The organism is Nonomuraea polychroma, from assembly GCF_004011505.1.
Taxonomy (GTDB): domain Bacteria; phylum Actinomycetota; class Actinomycetes; order Streptosporangiales; family Streptosporangiaceae; genus Nonomuraea; species Nonomuraea polychroma.
The window spans coordinates 11,035,268-11,053,486 of the sequence record NZ_SAUN01000001.1 but is presented as its reverse complement, the minus strand read 5'-3'; the positions used below and the strand labels follow the sequence as shown (position 1 = coordinate 11,053,486).

Below are 18,219 nucleotides of genomic sequence, written 5' to 3'. Positions count from 1 at the left end.
TACGATGGCCACATGCCGGATATCTCGACACTCGTCTTCTTCTCCCTGGCCACCCTGGGGCTGCTCATCGTCCCCGGGCCGGCGGTCCTGTACATCGTCACCCGGAGCGTCTCCCAGGGCCGCGCCGCCGGCCTGATCTCCGTGCTGGGTGTGCACGCGGGCTCGGTCGTGCACGTGGCCGCTGCGGCACTGGGCATCAGCGCGCTGCTGGCCGCCTCCGCCACGGGGTTCACCGTGGTCAAGTACGTCGGCGTCGCCTACCTGATCTGGCTCGGCGTACGCAAGCTGATCCGGAAGTCCGAGGGCGAGCAGGCGATCGAGCTGCGCGTGCAGTCGAAGCAGCGGCTGTTCTGGGAGGGGTTCGTGGTGAACGTGCTCAACCCCAAGACGGCGATCTTCTTCCTGGCGTTCCTGCCGCAGTTCGTGTACCCGGACGCCGGGCCCGTCGCGTCGCAGATGTTGCTGCTCGGCCTGCTGTGGATCGTGCTCGGCATGGCCTCCGACGGCACGTACGCCATGCTCGCCTCGGCGCTCGCTGATCGGGTACGCCGTTCGGCCCGCGTACGGCGGCGGCTGGATGTGGGCAGCGGGCTGGTGTACCTCGGGCTGGCGGCTTGGCTCACAACCGAGAAGGCCTGACAAGCCAGGAAATTTCTGGCGCATAGTGCGATAGTGAGATCACACGCTGATCGAGGGGACGGCACGTCCGGACGTACGTAAGAGGCCTATAGGCGGAGCCCATGGACACGCCACCACACCGCCTCGGGCTCGAGCGGGCCGTCGAGGTGTATTCGGGTCACGACGACCTCGTCGGCGTGACCGGCTCGGGCTATGCGATCGGCGCCGACCTCGTGCTGACCTCCGGAGATCTGGTGGATCCCGAGGCGCCGTGCCAGGTGCGGGCGGCGTGGTCGGAGCGGTGGGTCCCGGCCGAGGAGGTGTGGCGGGGGCGCGGCGGAACGGGCGCCGTGCTGCTCCGGGTGGCGGAAGCTCCGGCGCATGCGATCGCCGGCGGCTCGCCCTGGCGCGGGGTACCCGGCATCGACCAGGTGCGCTGGGCGAGGATTGACGGCCGAGCCCGGCATGGACTGCGCTGCGTGGCAGGGGGCTTTCCCCGAGCCGGGCAGCGGGCCGGGGAAAGGGCTGCGCAGACGCTGTCGGGTCTGGCGGATCCGCCCACGAGCGCGGTGTCGAAGGCATTGGCGCTCAGCGTGCTCACCCCCGAGCCAGAGCACCTGCCGATCTCCCTCTGGGAGGGCATGTCGGGCGCCGCCCTGCTGGCCGAACCCGCCGGGCAGATCGTCGGCGTGATCGCCACCGGCCGCAACGGGTACGCCCAGCGCCGCTTCGACGTCATCCCGGCGACCGCGCTGCTGAGTGACGAACGGTTCCGCGAGCTGGCGGGCGTACCGCCCGGGCGGCTCGAGACCGTGGCCGAGGGTGACGCGTCGGTGATCCTGCCCCATCTGCTCTGCCCCGCCCGGGATGACCTGCCGCCGGACTGCCCCGACTGGCGGCTGCTGGCGCCGCGCCACGCGGTGGTGCCGTTCCTGGGCAGGGAAGAGGAGCTCGCCAGGCTGCGGAAGTGGGCCGGCGAGCCCACGGCGCTGTCGATCGCCGTGCTGAGCGGGCGTGGCGGCACGGGCCGGACCAGGTTGGCGGTGACCTTGTGCGAGGAGCTCGTGCGGGCGGGGTGGGACGCGGGATTCCTGCCGCTGGACGCCGTCTGCGGCCCGTTGTCCGGCGACGACGCGGCAGCCAAGGCGTCCACGGGCGGGGTCGTGACGTTGGACGCCCTGCGCCCGACCTTGGTGGTGGTGGACCACCCTGAGCCGTCCTCGCCGCTGGTCGGGGAGCTGGCGCGGCGGCTGGCCAAGCACGAGCACAACCCGCCTGTACGGATCCTGCTGCTGGTTCGCGAGCCGGGCGAGGCCGAATGGTGGCGGCGTCTCGACACGGCCGCGGGCGGCTGGTTACGGCGGCTGAACACCACGACCGTTCAGCTCAACGCCAGTCCGCTCACCCTGGCCGAGCGCACGGAGCACGCGCTTGCGGCCATGAAGGCGTTCGCGCCGAGCAGGGCCGCTCTCCCCGCGCCACCGCCCCTCGACGACCCGGAATTCGGTTTGCCGCTCCATGTGCACCTGGCCGCCCTGATGCGCCTGCGCGACGGGGCCCGCGGCGACCGAGCCGCCGAACGGAGTGAGGCCGTAAGAACAGCCGGCGGGCTGGTCGGCCGGTTCCTGGAGCGCGAATACGAGCAGTGGGCACGCGTACGGCCGGATGATCAGGTGGACGACCTGACGGCGCGGCACGCGGTGGCGGTGGTCACACTGACCGCTCCCACCCTCACCGAGCTGCCCGGCCTGTTGACGGCCGTGCCCGGGCTGCGTGCCGGCCCGGCGGGCGCCGTGGCGCGGTGGCTCGGTCAGATCTTTCCCGGCGGCGAGCGGCTGACGCCGCTGGAGCCCGATGTGCTGGCCGGGCGGCTCCTGGCCGGCACCGACGGCCTGGCGGAGCTGGTGCTCGCCCTCCACGATCACGAGGGACGTACGGCGCGCCACCTCGTGCGGATGCTCGACGCCCTCCGCATGTCGGCGGGCTCGCGGCGGGTCAGGTCGGCGCTGCGGGAGCTGGTGGCGACCAGGATCGGCAGGATGGTGGCGGAGGCCGCCACGGCGTCGGGGACACGGTTGGGGGACGCGCTCAACGCGGCGCTGGGCTTGTTCGCCGACGATCGGGAGATCGCCGGTGCCGTGGCCAGGCTGCCGGTACGGCGAGGGGTGCGGCTGGGGCTGCGGGCCCTCGACGTGACGGTCGGAGAGCTGGCCGTGCGGCACCTGCGGGCGCAGAGCCGGCCGCTCCCCCTGGCCAGGGCGTTGTCCGTGGTGTCGGGTCTGCTGGCGGCCGTGGGCCGGGTGGGTGAGGCGGTCGTGGCGGCCGCCGAGGCCGTCGACATCTTCGCCGCCGCTCCCCCGTACGAGGCGGCGGGCGCGCGAGCGGAGGCCCTGTACAACCTGGGTGCCTGCCTGCTGCTCGCCGGCGAGCCCGGCAGCGCGCTCAAGCCCGTGCAGGAGGCGGCGGCCAGGTTCCGCATCCTGGCGGAGGAGGAGCACCCGGCCCGGTATGCGGGGTGGGCCGCACAGGCGCATTACAACCTGGCGTGCGCGCTGCTGGGAGTCGGGCGGACGGGCGAGGCCGTCGAGGCGTTCGCGGCGGCAGGCGGCGATCCCGAGGTCGTGGCGAACGTGGCAGGCGTGCTCTCCGTGGCTCCGCGGCAGGCGACCCCACCCCACGAGCCGACGTCGCCGCCGACGCCGTTCGAGGAGCCCGCCGGACCGCTCACCGCCGCGCCGCTGGCTCCGTTCGAGGGACTCGAGAGCGGCGGGCCGCCCACCACGGCCCTGCCGGAGCTGGCCGCCTGTCTCGCCATCGCCGCCACCACGACCGTCAGGAGCGTCGCTCCCACCGACCGTGACCTCGCCCACCGCCTCCACCTGCTCGCCGCCTGGCTCCATGACCACGGCAGGACCGCCGACGCCCTCGTCCCGGCCGCCGAAGCAGTGGCGCGGCTGCGCGGCCTGGCCGCCGAAGAGCCCGAGCTGCGGTCCCTGCTGGCCACGGCAACAGGCCTGCTGTCGAGGGTGCACGGCGCCCTGGACGACCTGGACGCCGCCACGCGGTCCGCCGCCGAGACCGCGCGCAACCTGCGTGCGCTTGTCGTGCTCGACCCGGGCGAGTACCGCCCCGCCCTGGCCGGACAACTGCTGGACCTGGGCGAGCTGCTGCTGCTCGACGACCGCCCCGAGGAGGCGCTCGACCCGCTGCGAGAGGCCATGGGCCTGGCGGCCGAGCGGCACCCGCAGGCCAGGGCGCGGCGGCTGCTCGGCCTGAGCCTGGACGAGCTGGGACGATCCGCGGACGCGGTGGCGCAGCTGGAGCTCGCGGCCGAGCTGTACGACCTCCTGAGCGCGGACGACAGCGCCTGCCGACGCCATCTCGCCGAAGTACGGGCCAGGCTCGGCCGTACGCGAACGGCCCCGCCGCCCGCCGGTACGCGGCATTGGATGCTGGCGCTGGCCACCGCGCGACCGGACGAGGCCGTGGGCCGGGCGGAGCAGCTGGTGGCCGAGCGCCGCGATGCCGTCGAAGGCGCCGGCGAGCCGGGGCTCGAGGAGATCCACGCCTATCTGTCCGCCCAGGCCATGCTGGCCCGCGCCTGGGCGGACACGGGCCGGGCGGCGGACGGGTTCGCGCTGGCCATGCAGGCGGCAGAGCTGCTCCAGCGACACGCGGCGCCGGATCGACCGCACGCGATCGCGGTCGGCCAGGTGGCGGCGGCGCTCGGGCGCACGCTCGTGGGGCTCGGGCGGCACAAGGAGGCCGTGCCCCATCTACGCACCGCCCTCGAGTCCCATGGCCAGGCCGGAGCCAGCCCGGCGTCGGGGAAGGAGCTGGCCGAGCTGGTCATCCTGGAGGCCGTCGCTCTGTCCCGCTCCGCCTGCGCGGCGGAGGCGGAGGCGGCGGCGGATCGGCTGGTCAGGTTGTACGCCGCGCTCGTGTCCGAAGGCATCGAGTCCCCTGTGGCCCTCGCCGGGGCACTGCGCCTCCAGGGCGGCATCCGCTTCGCCAGGCAGGACGTGGCGGGCGCGTTCAAGTCGGCCACCCGGGCGCTCGACGTCCTCACGCAGGAGCCGTCGAAGGGCGACCGGCTGGTGACCGCCGCCTGCCTGGAGTTGAGCGGCCTGTGCCTGGCCGAGCTGCACGACGAGGACGCCGCCAGGGCCAAGCTGGCCGAGGGCACCGCGCTGATGGCCGAGCACGGTCACCCGCCCGCGGATCTGGCGGACGCGCATCTGGCGGCCCTGCTCCGTCTGGCCAGGCTGCGTGCCCGCAAGGAGGGCCCGGCCGCCGGGATCGCCATGTACGCCCGGATCCTGGAGCTACGCCCGCTCCCCGAGGCCGACGTGCTCAGGACCCTCATCGACGACTTGTCCGCGTACGTGACCGACCTGCCGGAGGACGCGGATCCAGGCACGCTGCTGCCGCCGCTCACGGCGTTCACCGAGGCACTCGAACGTGAGGTGCCGCTGAGCGCCGACGCCGATCTGCACGACCGGCACGCCCGCTGCCTGTCCCGCCTCAGCGCCGCGGCCGCGCAGGCGAACGACACCGAGAGCGCCGTCCGGGCTGCCAGGCTGGCCGTCCACGTGCACCGGGATCTGGCCGTCTTCTCCAGCGCGCACCGCGGCCGGCTGGGACTGGCGCTCGCCGCCCTGGCCAGGCTGGACTCTGCTGATCTGGCCGTCGCCGAGCAGGCCGTCGCGCTGCTCGGCGACGCCGAGCACGGCAGGGAGCTGGCCTCCACCCTCGCCAGGTACGCGGCCGAGCTGCTCGATCGCGGCCGCCCGATGGAGGCTCTGGCCCACTGCGAACGGGCCGCGGACCTGTGCGACGAGCTGGACGACCCGGCCGTCGCCGCAGCCGTCTACGCCCAGCTGGGCGACAGCCTGGCCATGCTGGACCGTCCGCACGCTGCGCTGGAGGCGGTCACCTGGTCGCTGGCCGAACTGACCCGAGCCGGCGAGCGGGGGCAGGAGTTGCCGCATGTGCGCGCCCAGGCGATCCAGGTGCGGGGCCGGGTGCTGCGGGCCTCAGGAAGGAAGCAGGAGGCGCTGGCGCACCTGGTGGAGGCGCTGCAGATCTACCAGCGGCTGCCACGACCGGAGGCCGGCGCCGAGGTGGCCGCGATGATCGCCGATGACCTGCTGGCGGCCGGCCGCGCGGAGGAGGCCGCCGAGTACGCCAGGACCGCCACGACCGGGCACGAGGCGGGCACGGTCAAGCACGCGCTGGCACTCCAGCGACTGGCCAGGTGCCACATGATGCTGGGCGAGCTGACCGAGGCCCATGCGCTCGTCGAGCAGCTCATCCCGCTGGCCAGGCGGTCACCGGACGATCTCACGTACCGGGCGATCCTCGCCGACTCCCTGGCCCAGAGCTCGGAGCTGCTGCCACTGCTGCGGCTGGACGGCGGCACCGAGGCCGAGGCCAGAGCCCGCGAGGCCATCGCGATCTACGACGACCTCATGACCACGGGCATGAACGCCGAGGCCCTGTACACGAGCCGGGCGGGGGCCAGCCTCACCCTGGCCGCCGCGCTACGCATGCGGGACCTGGCCGCGGACGCGGTGCGGCCGCTCCGCGAGGCGGTGGCGGCGCTGGAGCGGTACGCGCCGGGCAACCCGCCGCTGTCCGGGCTGCTGGCCAGGGCGATGCTCATGCTGGGCGACGCGCTCATGGAGGCGGGGCGGCCGCTGGAGGCCGGCCTGGTCTTCCACCGGGGCACGCAGGTGACGCGCGACGTGCTCTCCAGGGCCGTCGCGCATGCCCGGCTCGGCTTCTGCCAGCTGGAGCTGGGCAGGGACGACGCGGCCGACGCCGCGCTCAGGGTCGCGGCGGGGCTGCTGCGCGAGCTGCTCGTGGACGAGCGCGACGAGGGCCTGGCAGACCTGCTGCGCGACGTGCTGCGCAGCAGGCTGACCCTGCTGGAGAAAGCCGGCAAGAACGGCGAGGCGCGACAGGTCGAGGACGACCTGCGCGCTCTCAGGACGTGATGGCCTGCACCGTCTCCCGCGCCCACCGGTAGTCGGCCTTGCCGGCCGGCGAGCGCACCATCTTCTCGACGAACGCGTACGACCTGGGCACCTTGTAGCCCGACAGCAGCTTCCTGCAGTGCGCGTCCAGTTCCTCGGCCGTGACCTCGACGCCGGGCCGCGGCTCGATGACGGCCGCCACCTTGTTCCCCCAGCGCTCGTCGGGCACCCCGGTCACCACCGCGTCGAACACCGCGGCATGCCCCTTGAGCACCGCCTCGACCTCTTCGGGGAACACCTTCTCCCCGCCGGTGTTGATGCACTGCGAGCCCCGGCCGAACACGTTCACGGTCCCGTCGACATCGACGGTCGCCAGGTCGCCGGTCAGCAACCAGCGTGTGCCCTGCTCATCGGTGACGAACGTGCGGGCGGTCTTGTCCGGGTCGTTGTAGTAGCCGAACGCGACCCGCCCCGACCGCGCCACCGTCCCGAGCTGCCCGGACCCGGGCTCGACAGGCCGGCCCTTCTCGTCGAGGACGGCCAGGTTGACCACGGAGTTCGGCTGGTAGCGCAGGCCGGTCTCCGGCGTCGACCCGGCCGCGCCCGACGCCGTGTAGCCGGACTCGGTGGAGCCGAAGTTGTCCAGGATCATGACGTTCGGGAGCAGCTCCTGCAGGCGGTCGCGGACCGCGCCGGACAGGATGGCGCCGGTCGAGCTGATCACGATCAGCGACGAGACGTCGTAGGAACTCTCCGCCAGCGCCTCGGCCATGGGCCTGGCCATGGCGTCGCCGGTGATGTTGATGGTGTTCACGCGCTCGCGCTCGACCGTCCGCCACACCTCGGCGCCGTCGAACTTGCGGATGTAGGCGACGCTCCCGCCCATCCACCAGGAAATGAACGTGGCCATCTGCGCGGCGCCGTGCATCAGCGGCGCGACGGGCAGCATCAGCATGGGGCCAGACGCGACCGCGGCGTCGATCACCTCCTGCGGCGTGGCCCGCGGCTCGCCGTACGGGTTGCCGCCGCCGAAGCCCATGAACAGGTCCTCGACATGCCACATCGCGCCTTTGGGCATGCCCGTGGTGCCGCCGGTGTAGATGATGTACACGTCCTGCCCGGAGCGCGGCGGGAAACCCCGCTCGGGCTTGCCCTGCTCCAGCGCGCTCTCGTACGGCACCGCGGAGCCGATCGCCGACTCGCCGCCCACCGAGATCAGGTGCTGCAGCAGCGGCGCCTCGCCGGCGACGGCGGCCACCCGCGCGTCGAACTCGACGTCGTAGATCAGCGCCCGGATGTCGGAGTCCCGGTACAGGTAGAGCAGCTCGGCCTCGACGTACCGGAAGTTGACGTTGATCGGCACCGCCCGGATCTTCAGCGCGGCCAGCATGCCGGCGATGTACGGGATGCCGTTGTAGAGCTGGATGCCGACGTGCTGGCCCGGCTGGATGCCCAGGTCCATGAGGTAATGGGCGAGGCGGTTGGCCTCGACGTCCAGCTCGGCGTAGGTGCGGCGGTCCGCACCGCAGATGACGGCGGTCCGGTCCCCGATCGCGTCGGCTAACCCCTCGTACAGGTCCGCATGGTTGAACTCCATCAGGGCTTCTCCCGTCCGACGATCCACATCGCGAAGAACTGGGCTCCCCCGCCATAGGCGTGGCCGAGCGCCGTGCGGGCGCCGTCCACCTGGTGCTCGCCGGCCATCCCGCGCACCTGCAGCGCGGCCTCGGCGAACCTGATCAGCCCGGACGCCCCGATCGGGTTGCTGGACAGCACACCGCCCGAGGCGTTCCACGGAATGTCACCGTCGAGCGCGGTCGCGCCCGACTCGGTGAGCTTCCATCCCTCCCCTTCCGCCGCGAACCCCAGGTTCTCCAGCCACATCGGCTCGTACCAGGAGAACGGCACGTACGTCTCCGCCACGTCGATCTGCCTGCGCGGGTCGGCGATGCCGGCCTGGCGATAGACGTCGGCCGCGCAGTCCTTGCCCGCCTGCGGGCTGACCGTGTCGCGGCCCGCCCGGAAGATCGGCTCGGAGCGCATGGCCGTGCCGTGCACCCACGCGGGGGTGCCGGTGACCGCGGACTCCGACGACAGGACCATCGCGCAGGCGCCGTCGCTGGACGGGCAGGTCTCCAGGTAGCGGATCGGCTCCCAGAGCATGGGCGTGGACTCGACCATCTTCTGGTCGATGCCGGGGATCTTGAGGTGCGCGTACGGATTCTTGAGCGCGTTGAGCCGGTCCTTGACCGCCACGATCGTGCCGATGTGATCGGGAGCGCCGGACCTGCGCATGTACTCGCGGATGTGCGGCGCGAAGTAGCCGCCCGCCCCCACCACCAGTGACGAGTTGAACGGCAGGTGCGTGGACAGGGCCCAGGTGGCGTTGGACTCCGACTGCTTCTCGAACGCCACGACCAGCACCCGATCGTGCACACCGCCCTGCACGAGGCTGGCGCCGACCAGCGCTGTGGAGCCGCCGACGCTGCCCGCGGTGTGCACCCGCATCATCGGCTTGCCGGCCGCGCCGAGCGCGTCCGCCAGGTACGCCTCGGGCATCATGACGCCCTCGAACAGGTCCGGCGCCTTGCCGATGACGACGGCGTCGATGTCCTTGAACGTCAGCCCGGCGTCCTCCAGCGCCCGCAGCGCCGCCTCGCGCACCAGCCCGGCGATCGACACGTCCCTGCGCCTGGTCGTGTAGTGCGTCTGCCCGACGCCGATCACGGCGCAACGGTTACCCATCAGGCCTCCAGTACGGTGACGAGATTGTGCTGCAGGCACGGACCGCCGGCGGCGTGGGCGACGGTGCGGCGGGCCTGGCCGTCGAGGATGCGCTGCGCGGCCTCGCCGATGCGGATGAGTCCGGTGGCCATGACGGGGTTGGCGGCCAGCGGCCCGCCCGACGGGTTGATCACCGTGTCGCCGGTCAGTTCCAGCGCCTCGCGCAGGATGATCTCCTCGTGCGGGAACTGGGCATGCAGCTCGGCCACCTCGACAGGCCCCTTGCCGACCCCGGCGGCGCGTGCCGCGTCGGCAGCCGAGACCGACCGTGCCAGGTGGCGCATGCCCAGGTAGTGGGGCTCGATGCGGTGCGCGATCCCCCTGACGAAGGCGGGACTTTCGGACAGCTCCCTGGCCAGGTCTCCGGCCGCGAGCACGATGGCGGCCGCGCCGTCCGTGCTCGGCGGCACGTCCGTCTGCTTCAGCGGCTGGACGGCGAGGTCCTCGCCCTCCGGGTCGGGCAGGTCCAGCGCGTACGGGTTGGCGCGGCCGTCGGCACGGCTGCGGCGCACGATCTCGTCCAGTTCCTTCCGGTCCGCGCCGACGGCGGCGGCCTGCAGCGCGGCGTAGGAGAGCTGGTCGAGCCCCAGCGGCGCCAGGTAGTAGGGATCCAGCTGAAGCGTCATGATCGTACGCAGGTCGCCGAGCGACGACTTGCCGAAGCCGTAGACCAGGGCCGAGTCGACGTCGCCGTGCTGCAGGCGCACCCACGCCTCGTACAGCGCCCAGGCGCCGTCCATCTCCACGTGGCTCTCCGAGATGGGCGGCCAGGCGCCCAGCGCGTCGAGCGCCGACACGAACGAGAACGGCGCGCCCGCGAGGTAGTCGCAACTGCCCGAGCAGGTGAAGCCGAACCGCTCCAGCCCGGTGCGCCGCTTGACCTCGTTGATCACCGGCAGGATCAGCTCGGGCTCGGTCAGCCCGGTGTCGTGCGGGGTGTGCCGCGTCTGGGCGAACGCGACGATCGCCACTTCTCTGGTCGCCAATGCTCTCATGACAACTCCACGTCGGGCTCGCCGGTGGGGGCGAACCAGCGGATGTTCGCCATGGACGCCGTACGCTCGCTCTCGGGCACCCACACGGCCTTGACGCGCATCCCCTGACGCACCTCGTGAGCGGGCACGTCGCCGATCAGGGCGATCATGGGGACGTCGGCTCCGTCGAGCAGGATGTACGCCGACACGAAGGGCACCTGAGGGGCCCGCGGGTCGGGCAGGTTGTTGATGGCGAACGTGGTGATCGTGCCGGTGTCGGGGAGTTCGAGCGTGTCGGGGATGGCGTTGCCGCATGCCGGGCAGGCCGCACGGTAGGGGACGTACACCTTGTCGCACTGGTCGCAGCGGCCGCCGAGGAACACGCCGCGCCGAACGCCTTCGAGGAAGACACGGAGTGCGCCGCCGGCCTGGAGGCGGTACTCGGAGCGCACGTTGGACACGATCTTGGTGACTTCAGGGACGAAATACGAAATGTCGGTGATGTGGCCGGACGGCTGGTCCCGCCAGACCGGCCAGACCCGCATCCCGGCCTCCATGGCCTTGGGATGCTCGGGGCACACCGCGTGCACCAGCGCCGTGTCCGCGCCGTCCAGCTTGATCAGCGCCCAGGCGAAGGGCCGGTCCACCGGATGGCCGTCCAGCGGTTCGTGCACCCAGGCCCACGTGGTGACCGTGCCGGCCGGGCCGACCTCGACGTACTCGCCGGTGACGGGCTCGCCGGTGGCGGGGTCGTACTCGAGGGGCGGCACCAGCACCCGCCCCTCCGCCGTACGCGCCCCCACGATGCGGCGGCCGCGCAACTCGCTCAGGAACCGGCCGATCACCGGTCCCGTCGTCCGCGTGTAGCCGCCGGGGAACTCCAGGACGTGCTGGGCGACGAGCGGATCAGATGGCACGGTCATGTCCCTCCCAGTACGGGGCGCGGAGTTTGCGTTTGAGCAGCTTGCCGTTCGGCTCGCGGGGCATCTCGGCGATGAAGTCGATGCTCTTGGGCCACTTCATCCTGGCCAGCCGGCCCTCAAGCGAGGCCAGCAGCTCGGCGGCCAGCTCCGGGCCCGGCTCGACGCCCGGCGCGGGCTCGACCACGGCCTTGATCTGCTCGCCCCACTCCTCGTCCGGGATGCCGAACACGGCCACGTCCGCCACCTTCGGGTGGATCATGAGCTCGTTCTCGATCTCGGCCGGGTAGATGTTCGCGCCGCCGGAAATGATCATGTCGGCTTTGCGGTCGCAGAGGTAGAGGAAGCCGTCTTCGTCCAGGTATCCGATGTCCCCGACGGTGAAGAAGTCCTTGAGCCGGTTCGCGGCGGTCTTGGCGGGGTCGCCCTTGTACTCGAACTGGACGCCCATCATCTTCATGTAGATCGTCCCAGGGGTGCCGGCCGGCACCGGCTCGCCCTGCTCGTCCACGATGAGCAGTTCGCTGATGGGCCAGGCCTTGCCGACCGTGCCCGGGTGCGCCTTCCAGTCCTCCGGCGTGGCCAGGGTGCCGCCGCCCTCGGTGGCCGCGTAGTACTCGTAGACGCAGTCGCCCCACCAGTCCAACATCGCCCATTTCACCGGGACCGGACAGGGGGCGGCCGCGTGGATCATCCACGTGAGCGAGGACAGGTCGTACTGCTTGCGGGTCGGCTCGGGCAGCGCGAGCAGCCGCTTGAAATGCGTCGGGACCAGGTGCGAGTTGGTCACGCGGTGCCGCTCGCAGAGCCGGAGCATTTCCTCGGCGTCCCACTTGTCCATGTAGACGAGCGTGTGCCCCATATGCAGGGCCGTGCCGCCGAACTGCGTGACGGCGGTGTGGTAGCACGGCGAGGTGACCAGGTGGGCGTTGGGCCGGCCCGGCGTGATGCCGAACAAGCCGAGCAGGAACGTCATGAGCTCGGCGGAGTCGTCCGGATCGAGGCCGTTCAGCGGGCGCTTGACGCCCTTGGGCTTGCCGGTGGTGCCCGACGTGTAGTGCATGGTGGCGCCGGCGGTGCGATCGGCAGGCACGCTGTCGGGCCGCCCGTCGGTCAGCTCGCTCGCGGGGCGGAACCCGTCGGCCTCGTCCCCGAGCACGAAACGCCGCTCGGGCGCGATGACGTCCGCCGCCTTGGCGCCCTCTCCCAGGAACCGGGGGTGGACGAAGAACGCCTTCGCCTCGCTGTCGGAGACGATATAGGCGATCTCCGGGCCGGTGAGGTGCCAATTGATCGGCGTGTAGTACCAGCCGGCCTGCATCGCGGCCAGGTAGAGGACCAGGCCGTCGGCGCCGTTGGGCACCAGGCCGCAGATGCCGTCACCGGGCTTGAGCCCGAGGTCGCGCAGTCCGTGGACGAGGCGGTTCGATCGGGCGAGGAGGTCGCCCGCGCGGTGCTGCGTGCCATCGGGGTCCACGGCCGCGATCCACTCGGGATCCGCCTGCGCGAGCCTCCAGAAACCGAGCGTGCCCATGTGCACTCCCTTGTGGCGCGAGCAAAATAGGAACCTGTTCTCGTTTGCTGCTCGGAGCGTATCCTGGGGCGCAATGCGTAGCAAGCGCTTGATACAAGACCGGAGGCACCCGTGGAGCTCCTTCCGATCAGTACCCCTCACTGCCGGGTAGAACGCGACGGCCACGTCCTCATCGTCACCATGAACCGGCCGGAGGCCCGCAACGCGCTCTCCTCGGACATGCTGATCGGCCTGGCCTCGGCATGGGCGTACGCGTCGGCGGAGCCCGAGATCAGGGTGGCGATCCTGACGGGCGCGGAGGGCACGTTCTGCGCGGGCGCCGACCTCAAGGCCATGGGACAGCCGTCGTCGGACCCGGAGGTCCAGGCCAGGGCCGCCCAGATCCCCAACTTCCACTGGAAGGGCCTGCTGCGCGAGGACCTGCCGACCAAGCCGATCATAAGCGCGGTGGAGGGCTACGCGGTGGCCGGCGGTACCGAGTTGCTGGTGGGCACGGATCTGCGGGTGGTGGCGGAGTCGGCCACGCTGGGATTGTTCGAGGCCAAGCGTGGCCTGTTCCCCATGGGGGGCAGTGCCATCCGGCTGCCCCGGCAGATCCCGTACTGCCACGCCATGGACCTGCTGCTCACGGGTCGCGCGATCACGGCGGCGGAGGCCCTGTCGATGGGGCTGGTCAACCGTGTGGTCCCGGACGGTCAGGCGCTGGCGGCGGCCCGCGAGCTGGCCGCCGACGTGGCCGCCTCCGGCCCGCTGGCGGTCCAGGCGATCCTGCGCACATACCGCGACACCCTTGGGCTGTCCGAGCCCGAAGCGCTCAAGGTGTCGGACGACCTGGGCTGGCCGGTCATCGGCTCAGAAGACGCCAAGGAGGGCGCCCGCGCCTTCCGCGAGAAGCGCCCTCCGACGTACCAGGGCCGCTAGTCCTGGGTGAGGCGGGAGAGGCGCTCCAGCGCCTCCCCGTACTCCTCCACCAGGCCGAACACCACGTCCTTCGTGGAGCGGACCTGGTTCGTGATGCCGATGATCTGCCCGGCGGGAAAGGTCGCCAGCTCGCTGACGTCCGAGCGGCCGATGCGCCGCAGCGCGTCCGAGACCAGCATGAACTGCAGCGGCATCGGCAGCGTCCCCGGCGACTCCTCCGACTCCCACGCGTCCGTCCACTCGTTCTTGAGCAGCCGCGCCGGCTTGCCGGTCCAGCTGCGCGAGCGCACGGTGTCGCGGGAGGTCGCCTCCAGGATGCGGCGCTTGGCCATCTCCGGGGTGTCGGCCTCCTCGACGGTGAGCCACAAGGAGCCGGTCCAGACGCCCTCGGCTCCCAGCGCCAGCCCCGCCGCCATCTGGCGGCCGTTGCCGATGCCGCCCGCGGCCAGGACGGGGACGTCCACCGCGTCCACCACCTGGGGGATGAGGACCATCGTGGAGATCTCACCGGTGTGACCGCCGGCCTCCGTGCCCTGGGCGACCACCACGTCCACCCCGACCTCGACCTGCTTGAGCGCGTGGCGGGGCGTGGAGGCGAGGGCGGCAACCTTCACCCCGTGGGCGTGGGCCTGGTCCACGACGTCGGCAGGGGGCGGGCCGAGGGCGTTGGCCAGGAGCGCGATCGGGTGTCTCAGGGCCACCTCGACCTGCGGGCGGGCCGTGGCGTCCGTCCAGCCCAGCAGGACCTTGCCGGCGTCGGCGTCCGAGGACAGGGGCGGCACGCCGTGCTTGGCCAGGAGGTTCTCGACGAACGCGCGGTGCCCGTCGGGGATCATCGACTGCAGGCGGCCCACCAGTTCCTCCGGGGCGAAGTCGGCGCCCTCGTAGGAGGCGGGCATGACGACGTCCACGCCGTACGGCTTGCCGTCCACGTGGTCGTCGATCCACTTGAGCTCCATCTCGAGCTCTTCAGGCGTGAAGTAGAGAGCCCCCAGCACCCCCATGCCGCCCGCCCGGCTGACGGCCGCCACCACGTCCCTGCAGTGGCTGAAGGCGAAGATCGGGAGCTCGATTCCGAACATGTCCGTGACACGTGTCCGCATGGCCCGACGATAAGACGCGGAACCCCTAACTGCAACGTGTTCTACTCTAGAACCTTTGATCGGTCAGCTCGGTGGAACGAGTTCTAACGTGGCATCCTGCGCCACAGGGCGCGAGGCAGCAGCCGCATGACCGCGAAGATCGGCCCGAGCGCGCGCGGCACCCAGACGGAGGACGCCCCCTCGCGCAGCGCCCGCACCGTGGCCGAGGCCACCTGGCGGGGTGTCGAGGACAGCGGAGCGGGCGTGAGTCCTTTCGTCATCCGGCCGATCACGAAGCCCGGCCGCACGATCAGCACCCTGGCGCCAGATCCGTGCAGGGCGTCGCCGAGTCCCTGCGCGAACCCGTCGAGCCCGGCCTTGGCGGAGCCGTACACGAAGTTGGACTTGCGGACACGCGCGCCCGCCACCGACGACAACATCACGAGCGTGCCGTGTCCCTGCTCGCGCAGCACCCTGGCCGCGTGCAGCCCCACCGACACGTGGGCGCCGTAGTTGACCGCCACGTCCCGCGCGGCGGCCGCGGGGTCGGCGTCGTAGTCCGCCTGGCTCCCCAGCACACCGAACCCGGAGATCACCACGTCGAGATCGCCCACCAGCTCCACCGCCTTGTCGAAGACGGCGCCGTGCCCGTTGACGTCCAGCGCGTCGAACGGCAGGACGTGGAACTCCGCGCTCAATGCGGGCGGGGCGAGGTCGCCGCGGGCGGCCAGCACCACGCGGCTCGCGCCCAGGCCCACCAGCAGCTTGACGATCTCCAAGCCGATCTCGCTGCGCCCGCCGAGCAGCAGCACGGTGTCCACCGCGCCGAGAGCGTTCTTCACAGCCGGAGCCTCCTGGCCAGGTCGGAGCGGAACAGCCCGGCAGGATCGGCCTCGTCCTTGATCCGCCGCCACCGCTCCAGCTCGGGATACATCGCCGCCATCATGTCAGCGCGCAGCCGCGAGTCCTTGGCGAGGTAGACCCGCCCTCCGACGTCGGCCACGCGCCGGTCGAAGCCGCGGAGCAGGCCGTCCAGGCCGCGCTGCCCGACCGGGATGTCCAGGGCCAGCGTCCAGCCGGGCATGGGGAAGGACAGCAGCCCGCCCGAGCCCGGCCCGAACCTCTTGAGCACGGTCAGGAACGACACCGTCCCGTGTGCCGACAACGAGCCGACGATGTCGCGCAGCGTGTCCTCGGCGCCGAAGGGCACCACGAACTGGTACTGGACGAAGCCCCGCGGGCCGTACACGCGGTTCCAGCCCTCGACGAAGTCGAGCGGATGGAAGAACGGCGCGATGCCCTGCACGATGGTCTTGCGCCGGGGCGCCTTGCGATACCAGACCTCGTTGAACGCGCGCACGCTCACCCTGTTGAGCAGCCCCCCGGGCACCCAGGCGGGCGCCCGCAGCGACGCGCCCGGCGCGAAGGCGGGCGACTCCTTCCCGTCGTCACGCGGCAGGTGATCGCCCCTGGTGAGCACGCTGCGCCCCATCCGGCTGCCCTGGGCGAGCAGGTCGATCCAGGCCACGGTGTAGCGGTAGCGGTCGTCGGTGGCCTCCATGGTCGCCAGCGTCTCGTCGAGGTCGGCGGTGCGCTGCACGTCCACCCGCATGAGGGCGGTCTCGACGGGCACGCAGGCGAACGTGGCCTCGGCGATCACCCCGGTCAGCCCCATGCCGCCCACGGTGGCCCGGAAGAGCGGATCGCCCGGGTGAAGGGTGCGGACCGTCCCGTCGGCGGTCACCAGGGTGAGCGAGCGGACGTGCGCGCCGAAGGAGGAGTCGCGGTGGTGGTTCTTGCCGTGCACGTCGGCCGCTATGGCGCCGCCGACGGTGACGTGCCGGGTGCCCGGGCTGACGGGGACGAACCAGCCCCGGGGGACGAGTGCCGTCATCAGGTCGTGCAGGCTGACCCCGCCGGAGGCGGTCACCAGGCCGCTGGCCTCGTCTTGGGTCCACGTGTCGAGGCCGGTGCAGTCGAGGACGAGGCCGCCGGCGTTCTGCGCGGCGTCGCCGTACGACCTGCCCAGGCCGCGCGCCACCACGCCGCGCCCGCCTGCCGCGGCGGCGACCAGCTCGCTCAGGTGCTCGACGGAGCGGGGCCGCGCGAGTGTGGCCGGTGTGGGCGCCGTGCGCCCCCAGCCGGTCAGGAATGTCGTCATGTGTAGATCCCCAAGGCGACCAGGACGATCAATGCGGCGACGAAGAGCAGGGTCGGGCGGTCGCGCGCCGCCAGTTCCTCGGGCTCCTCGCCCCTCCCCCGGTCGACCAGCAAATTGTGCCTGAGCACGAGCAGAAGGAACGGGATGATGCTGAGCCCGTAGAAGAGGTCGGCGTGCGCGTTGAGCGCCCACAGGCAGTACGTCACGATCATCGCGCCGGAGCACATGATCCGCACGTGCGCCAGGTAAGCAGGAGAGTAGGCGGCCAGCGTCGCACGGGTCCCCGTGGTGCCCTGGGCCCGCAGCTCCGCCTCGCGCTTGCCCACCACGAGCTGCAGCGCGGCCAGCGAGACGACCACCAGGAACCATCCGGTCACCGGCACGTCCACCGCGACGGCCCCGGCGTAGGCCCTGATCACGTGGCACCCGGCGACCGCGATCAGGTCCACGACCTCCTGGTGCTTGAGCCACACCGTGTACGACAGCGTCAGCGCCACGTATCCGGCGACCACGGCCGACGGCTCCCACCGCCCCGTGAGCGCCGCGAGTGCGGGCGCCAGGACCAGCAGGATGACGCCGGTCACCCGGGCCGTCCGCACGGACACCGCCCCTGCCGCGATCGGCCGGTGCCGCTTGCGCGGGTGCAGCCGGTCGGCTTCCACGTCGGAGGCGTCGTTGAGCAGGTAGGCGCCGCTCGCGGCCAGGCAGAACGCGGTGAAGACCAATAACGCCGCCAGCAGGCTGCGCGGCTCGCCCAGCACCCCGGCGGCCATGGGCGCCGCCAGGACCAGCACGTTCTTCACCCATTGGCGCGGCCTGGCCGCTCTCAGTAACGCCAGCGCCGGTGTGGTCGCGCGAGGCCGCGCGACCACACCCTGGCTCATGAGGTCCTGCGGCCGCGCACAGTCAGAAGCACGCCTCCCACGAACAGCACGATACCCGCCACCGCGAGCACGATCGGCAGCGTGGTCTTGATCAGCGTGATCTGGCTCTTGCCCTCGCGCGCGGTGGTGACGAGCTCGTTGACGGTGTCGTCGGTCATCTTGGCCGTGGCCACGAAGGCCTTGGAGCGCTCGATGCCGTCCTGGCTCTTGAGCACCTCGTTGCGCTGCTGCTCCTGCCGGACGGGCGCGCCGGTGGTGGGTTCGATTTGCCGTCCACGTGGTCGCCGATCCACTTGAGATCCATCCGCATGGCCCGAAAACACGTTGACAGACTACCGCGCTGCAACGTGTTCTACTCCGTTT

General features: G+C 71.9%; 13 protein-coding genes. 3 read left to right on the top strand and 10 right to left on the bottom strand.

What is annotated here, in order from left to right:
- Positions 1 to 12 precede the first annotated feature (12 nt).
- Together EDD27_RS51555 and EDD27_RS51550 are read left to right on the top strand one after the other, a co-directional pair.
- On the top strand, positions 13 to 639 hold the full coding sequence (locus EDD27_RS51555) for a LysE family translocator (protein ID WP_127939997.1): 627 nt from the start codon (positions 13 to 15) through the stop codon (positions 637 to 639).
- A 101-nt stretch (positions 640 to 740) separates the two neighbouring features.
- Positions 741 to 6,617, top strand: a complete 5,877-nt coding sequence (locus tag EDD27_RS51550; protein WP_127939996.1) for a tetratricopeptide repeat protein — start codon at positions 741 to 743, stop codon at positions 6,615 to 6,617.
- On the opposite strand, the gene EDD27_RS51545 is transcribed toward EDD27_RS51550, so the two are convergent.
- The 5 genes from EDD27_RS51545 to EDD27_RS51525 are packed head-to-tail and all read right to left on the bottom strand — an operon-like array spanning position 6,607 to position 12,808.
- A complete protein-coding gene (locus EDD27_RS51545; RefSeq protein WP_127939995.1) occupies positions 6,607 to 8,193 on the bottom strand; it encodes an acyl-CoA synthetase in 1,587 nt (528 codons plus the stop codon). The genes EDD27_RS51550 and EDD27_RS51545 overlap by 11 nt on opposite strands.
- Positions 8,193 to 9,341, bottom strand: a complete 1,149-nt coding sequence (locus EDD27_RS51540) for a thiolase domain-containing protein (RefSeq protein ID WP_127939994.1) — start codon at positions 9,339 to 9,341, stop codon at positions 8,193 to 8,195. The genes EDD27_RS51545 and EDD27_RS51540 overlap by 1 nt, the downstream gene beginning before the upstream one ends.
- Complete coding sequence (locus tag EDD27_RS51535) at positions 9,341 to 10,375, bottom strand: thiolase domain-containing protein (RefSeq protein ID WP_127939993.1); 1,035 nt, start codon at positions 10,373 to 10,375, stop codon at positions 9,341 to 9,343. The genes EDD27_RS51540 and EDD27_RS51535 overlap by 1 nt, the downstream gene beginning before the upstream one ends.
- Positions 10,372 to 11,277: a Zn-ribbon domain-containing OB-fold protein gene (locus EDD27_RS51530; protein ID WP_164904158.1), complete on the bottom strand. Its 906-nt coding sequence runs from the start codon at positions 11,275 to 11,277 to the stop codon at positions 10,372 to 10,374. The genes EDD27_RS51535 and EDD27_RS51530 overlap by 4 nt, the downstream gene beginning before the upstream one ends.
- Positions 11,261 to 12,808 (bottom strand): acyl-CoA synthetase, encoded by a 1,548-nt coding sequence (locus tag EDD27_RS51525; RefSeq protein ID WP_127939992.1) that lies wholly within the window; start codon positions 12,806 to 12,808, stop codon positions 11,261 to 11,263. The genes EDD27_RS51530 and EDD27_RS51525 overlap by 17 nt, the downstream gene beginning before the upstream one ends.
- A gap of 111 nt (positions 12,809 to 12,919) precedes the next feature.
- Between EDD27_RS51525 and EDD27_RS51520 the strand changes: the two genes are divergently transcribed.
- Positions 12,920 to 13,729: a crotonase/enoyl-CoA hydratase family protein gene (locus EDD27_RS51520; RefSeq protein WP_127939991.1), complete on the top strand. Its 810-nt coding sequence runs from the start codon at positions 12,920 to 12,922 to the stop codon at positions 13,727 to 13,729.
- Here the strand turns inward: EDD27_RS51520 and EDD27_RS51515 are convergent.
- The 5 genes from EDD27_RS51515 to EDD27_RS51495 form a co-directional block, all read right to left on the bottom strand.
- Positions 13,726 to 14,832 (bottom strand): NAD(P)H-dependent flavin oxidoreductase, encoded by a 1,107-nt coding sequence (locus tag EDD27_RS51515; protein WP_127939990.1) that lies wholly within the window; start codon positions 14,830 to 14,832, stop codon positions 13,726 to 13,728. The genes EDD27_RS51520 and EDD27_RS51515 overlap by 4 nt on opposite strands.
- 83 nt (positions 14,833 to 14,915) lie before the next feature.
- Entirely contained in the window at positions 14,916 to 15,653 is a 738-nt protein-coding gene (locus tag EDD27_RS51510; protein WP_127939989.1) for a decaprenylphospho-beta-D-erythro-pentofuranosid-2-ulose 2-reductase, read from the bottom strand.
- Entirely contained in the window at positions 15,650 to 16,972 is a 1,323-nt protein-coding gene (locus EDD27_RS51505) for an FAD-binding protein (RefSeq protein WP_127939988.1), read from the bottom strand. Before EDD27_RS51505 ends, EDD27_RS51510 begins: the two co-directional genes overlap by 4 nt.
- Positions 16,969 to 17,856, bottom strand: coding sequence for a decaprenyl-phosphate phosphoribosyltransferase (locus tag EDD27_RS51500; RefSeq protein WP_127939987.1), 888 nt, complete (start codon positions 17,854 to 17,856; stop codon positions 16,969 to 16,971). The genes EDD27_RS51505 and EDD27_RS51500 overlap by 4 nt, the downstream gene beginning before the upstream one ends.
- Positions 17,853 to 18,149 carry a porin PorA family protein gene (locus tag EDD27_RS51495; RefSeq protein WP_241564706.1) on the bottom strand — a complete coding sequence of 99 codons (297 nt, stop codon included), beginning with the start codon at positions 18,147 to 18,149 and terminating at the stop codon, positions 17,853 to 17,855. Before EDD27_RS51495 ends, EDD27_RS51500 begins: the two co-directional genes overlap by 4 nt.
- Between the last annotated feature and the right edge of the window lie 70 nt (positions 18,150 to 18,219).

Bases quoted from the DNA above. Each gene is read 5' to 3' on its own strand.
- EDD27_RS51555 (WP_127939997.1), top strand. From the start codon at position 13: ATGCCGGATATCTCGACACTCGTCTTCTTCTCCCTGGCCACCCTGGGG.
- EDD27_RS51550 (WP_127939996.1), top strand. From the start codon at position 741: ATGGACACGCCACCACACCGCCTCGGGCTCGAGCGGGCCGTCGAGGTG.
- EDD27_RS51545 (WP_127939995.1), bottom strand. From the start codon at position 8,193: ATGGAGTTCAACCATGCGGACCTGTACGAGGGGTTAGCCGACGCGATC.
- EDD27_RS51540 (WP_127939994.1), bottom strand. From the start codon at position 9,341: ATGGGTAACCGTTGCGCCGTGATCGGCGTCGGGCAGACGCACTACACG.
- EDD27_RS51535 (WP_127939993.1), bottom strand. From the start codon at position 10,375: ATGAGAGCATTGGCGACCAGAGAAGTGGCGATCGTCGCGTTCGCCCAG.
- EDD27_RS51530 (WP_164904158.1), bottom strand. From the start codon at position 11,277: ATGACCGTGCCATCTGATCCGCTCGTCGCCCAGCACGTCCTGGAGTTC.
- EDD27_RS51525 (WP_127939992.1), bottom strand. From the start codon at position 12,808: ATGGGCACGCTCGGTTTCTGGAGGCTCGCGCAGGCGGATCCCGAGTGG.
- EDD27_RS51515 (WP_127939990.1), bottom strand. From the start codon at position 14,832: ATGCGGACACGTGTCACGGACATGTTCGGAATCGAGCTCCCGATCTTC.
- EDD27_RS51505 (WP_127939988.1), bottom strand. From the start codon at position 16,972: ATGACGACATTCCTGACCGGCTGGGGGCGCACGGCGCCCACACCGGCC.
- EDD27_RS51500 (WP_127939987.1), bottom strand. From the start codon at position 17,856: ATGAGCCAGGGTGTGGTCGCGCGGCCTCGCGCGACCACACCGGCGCTG.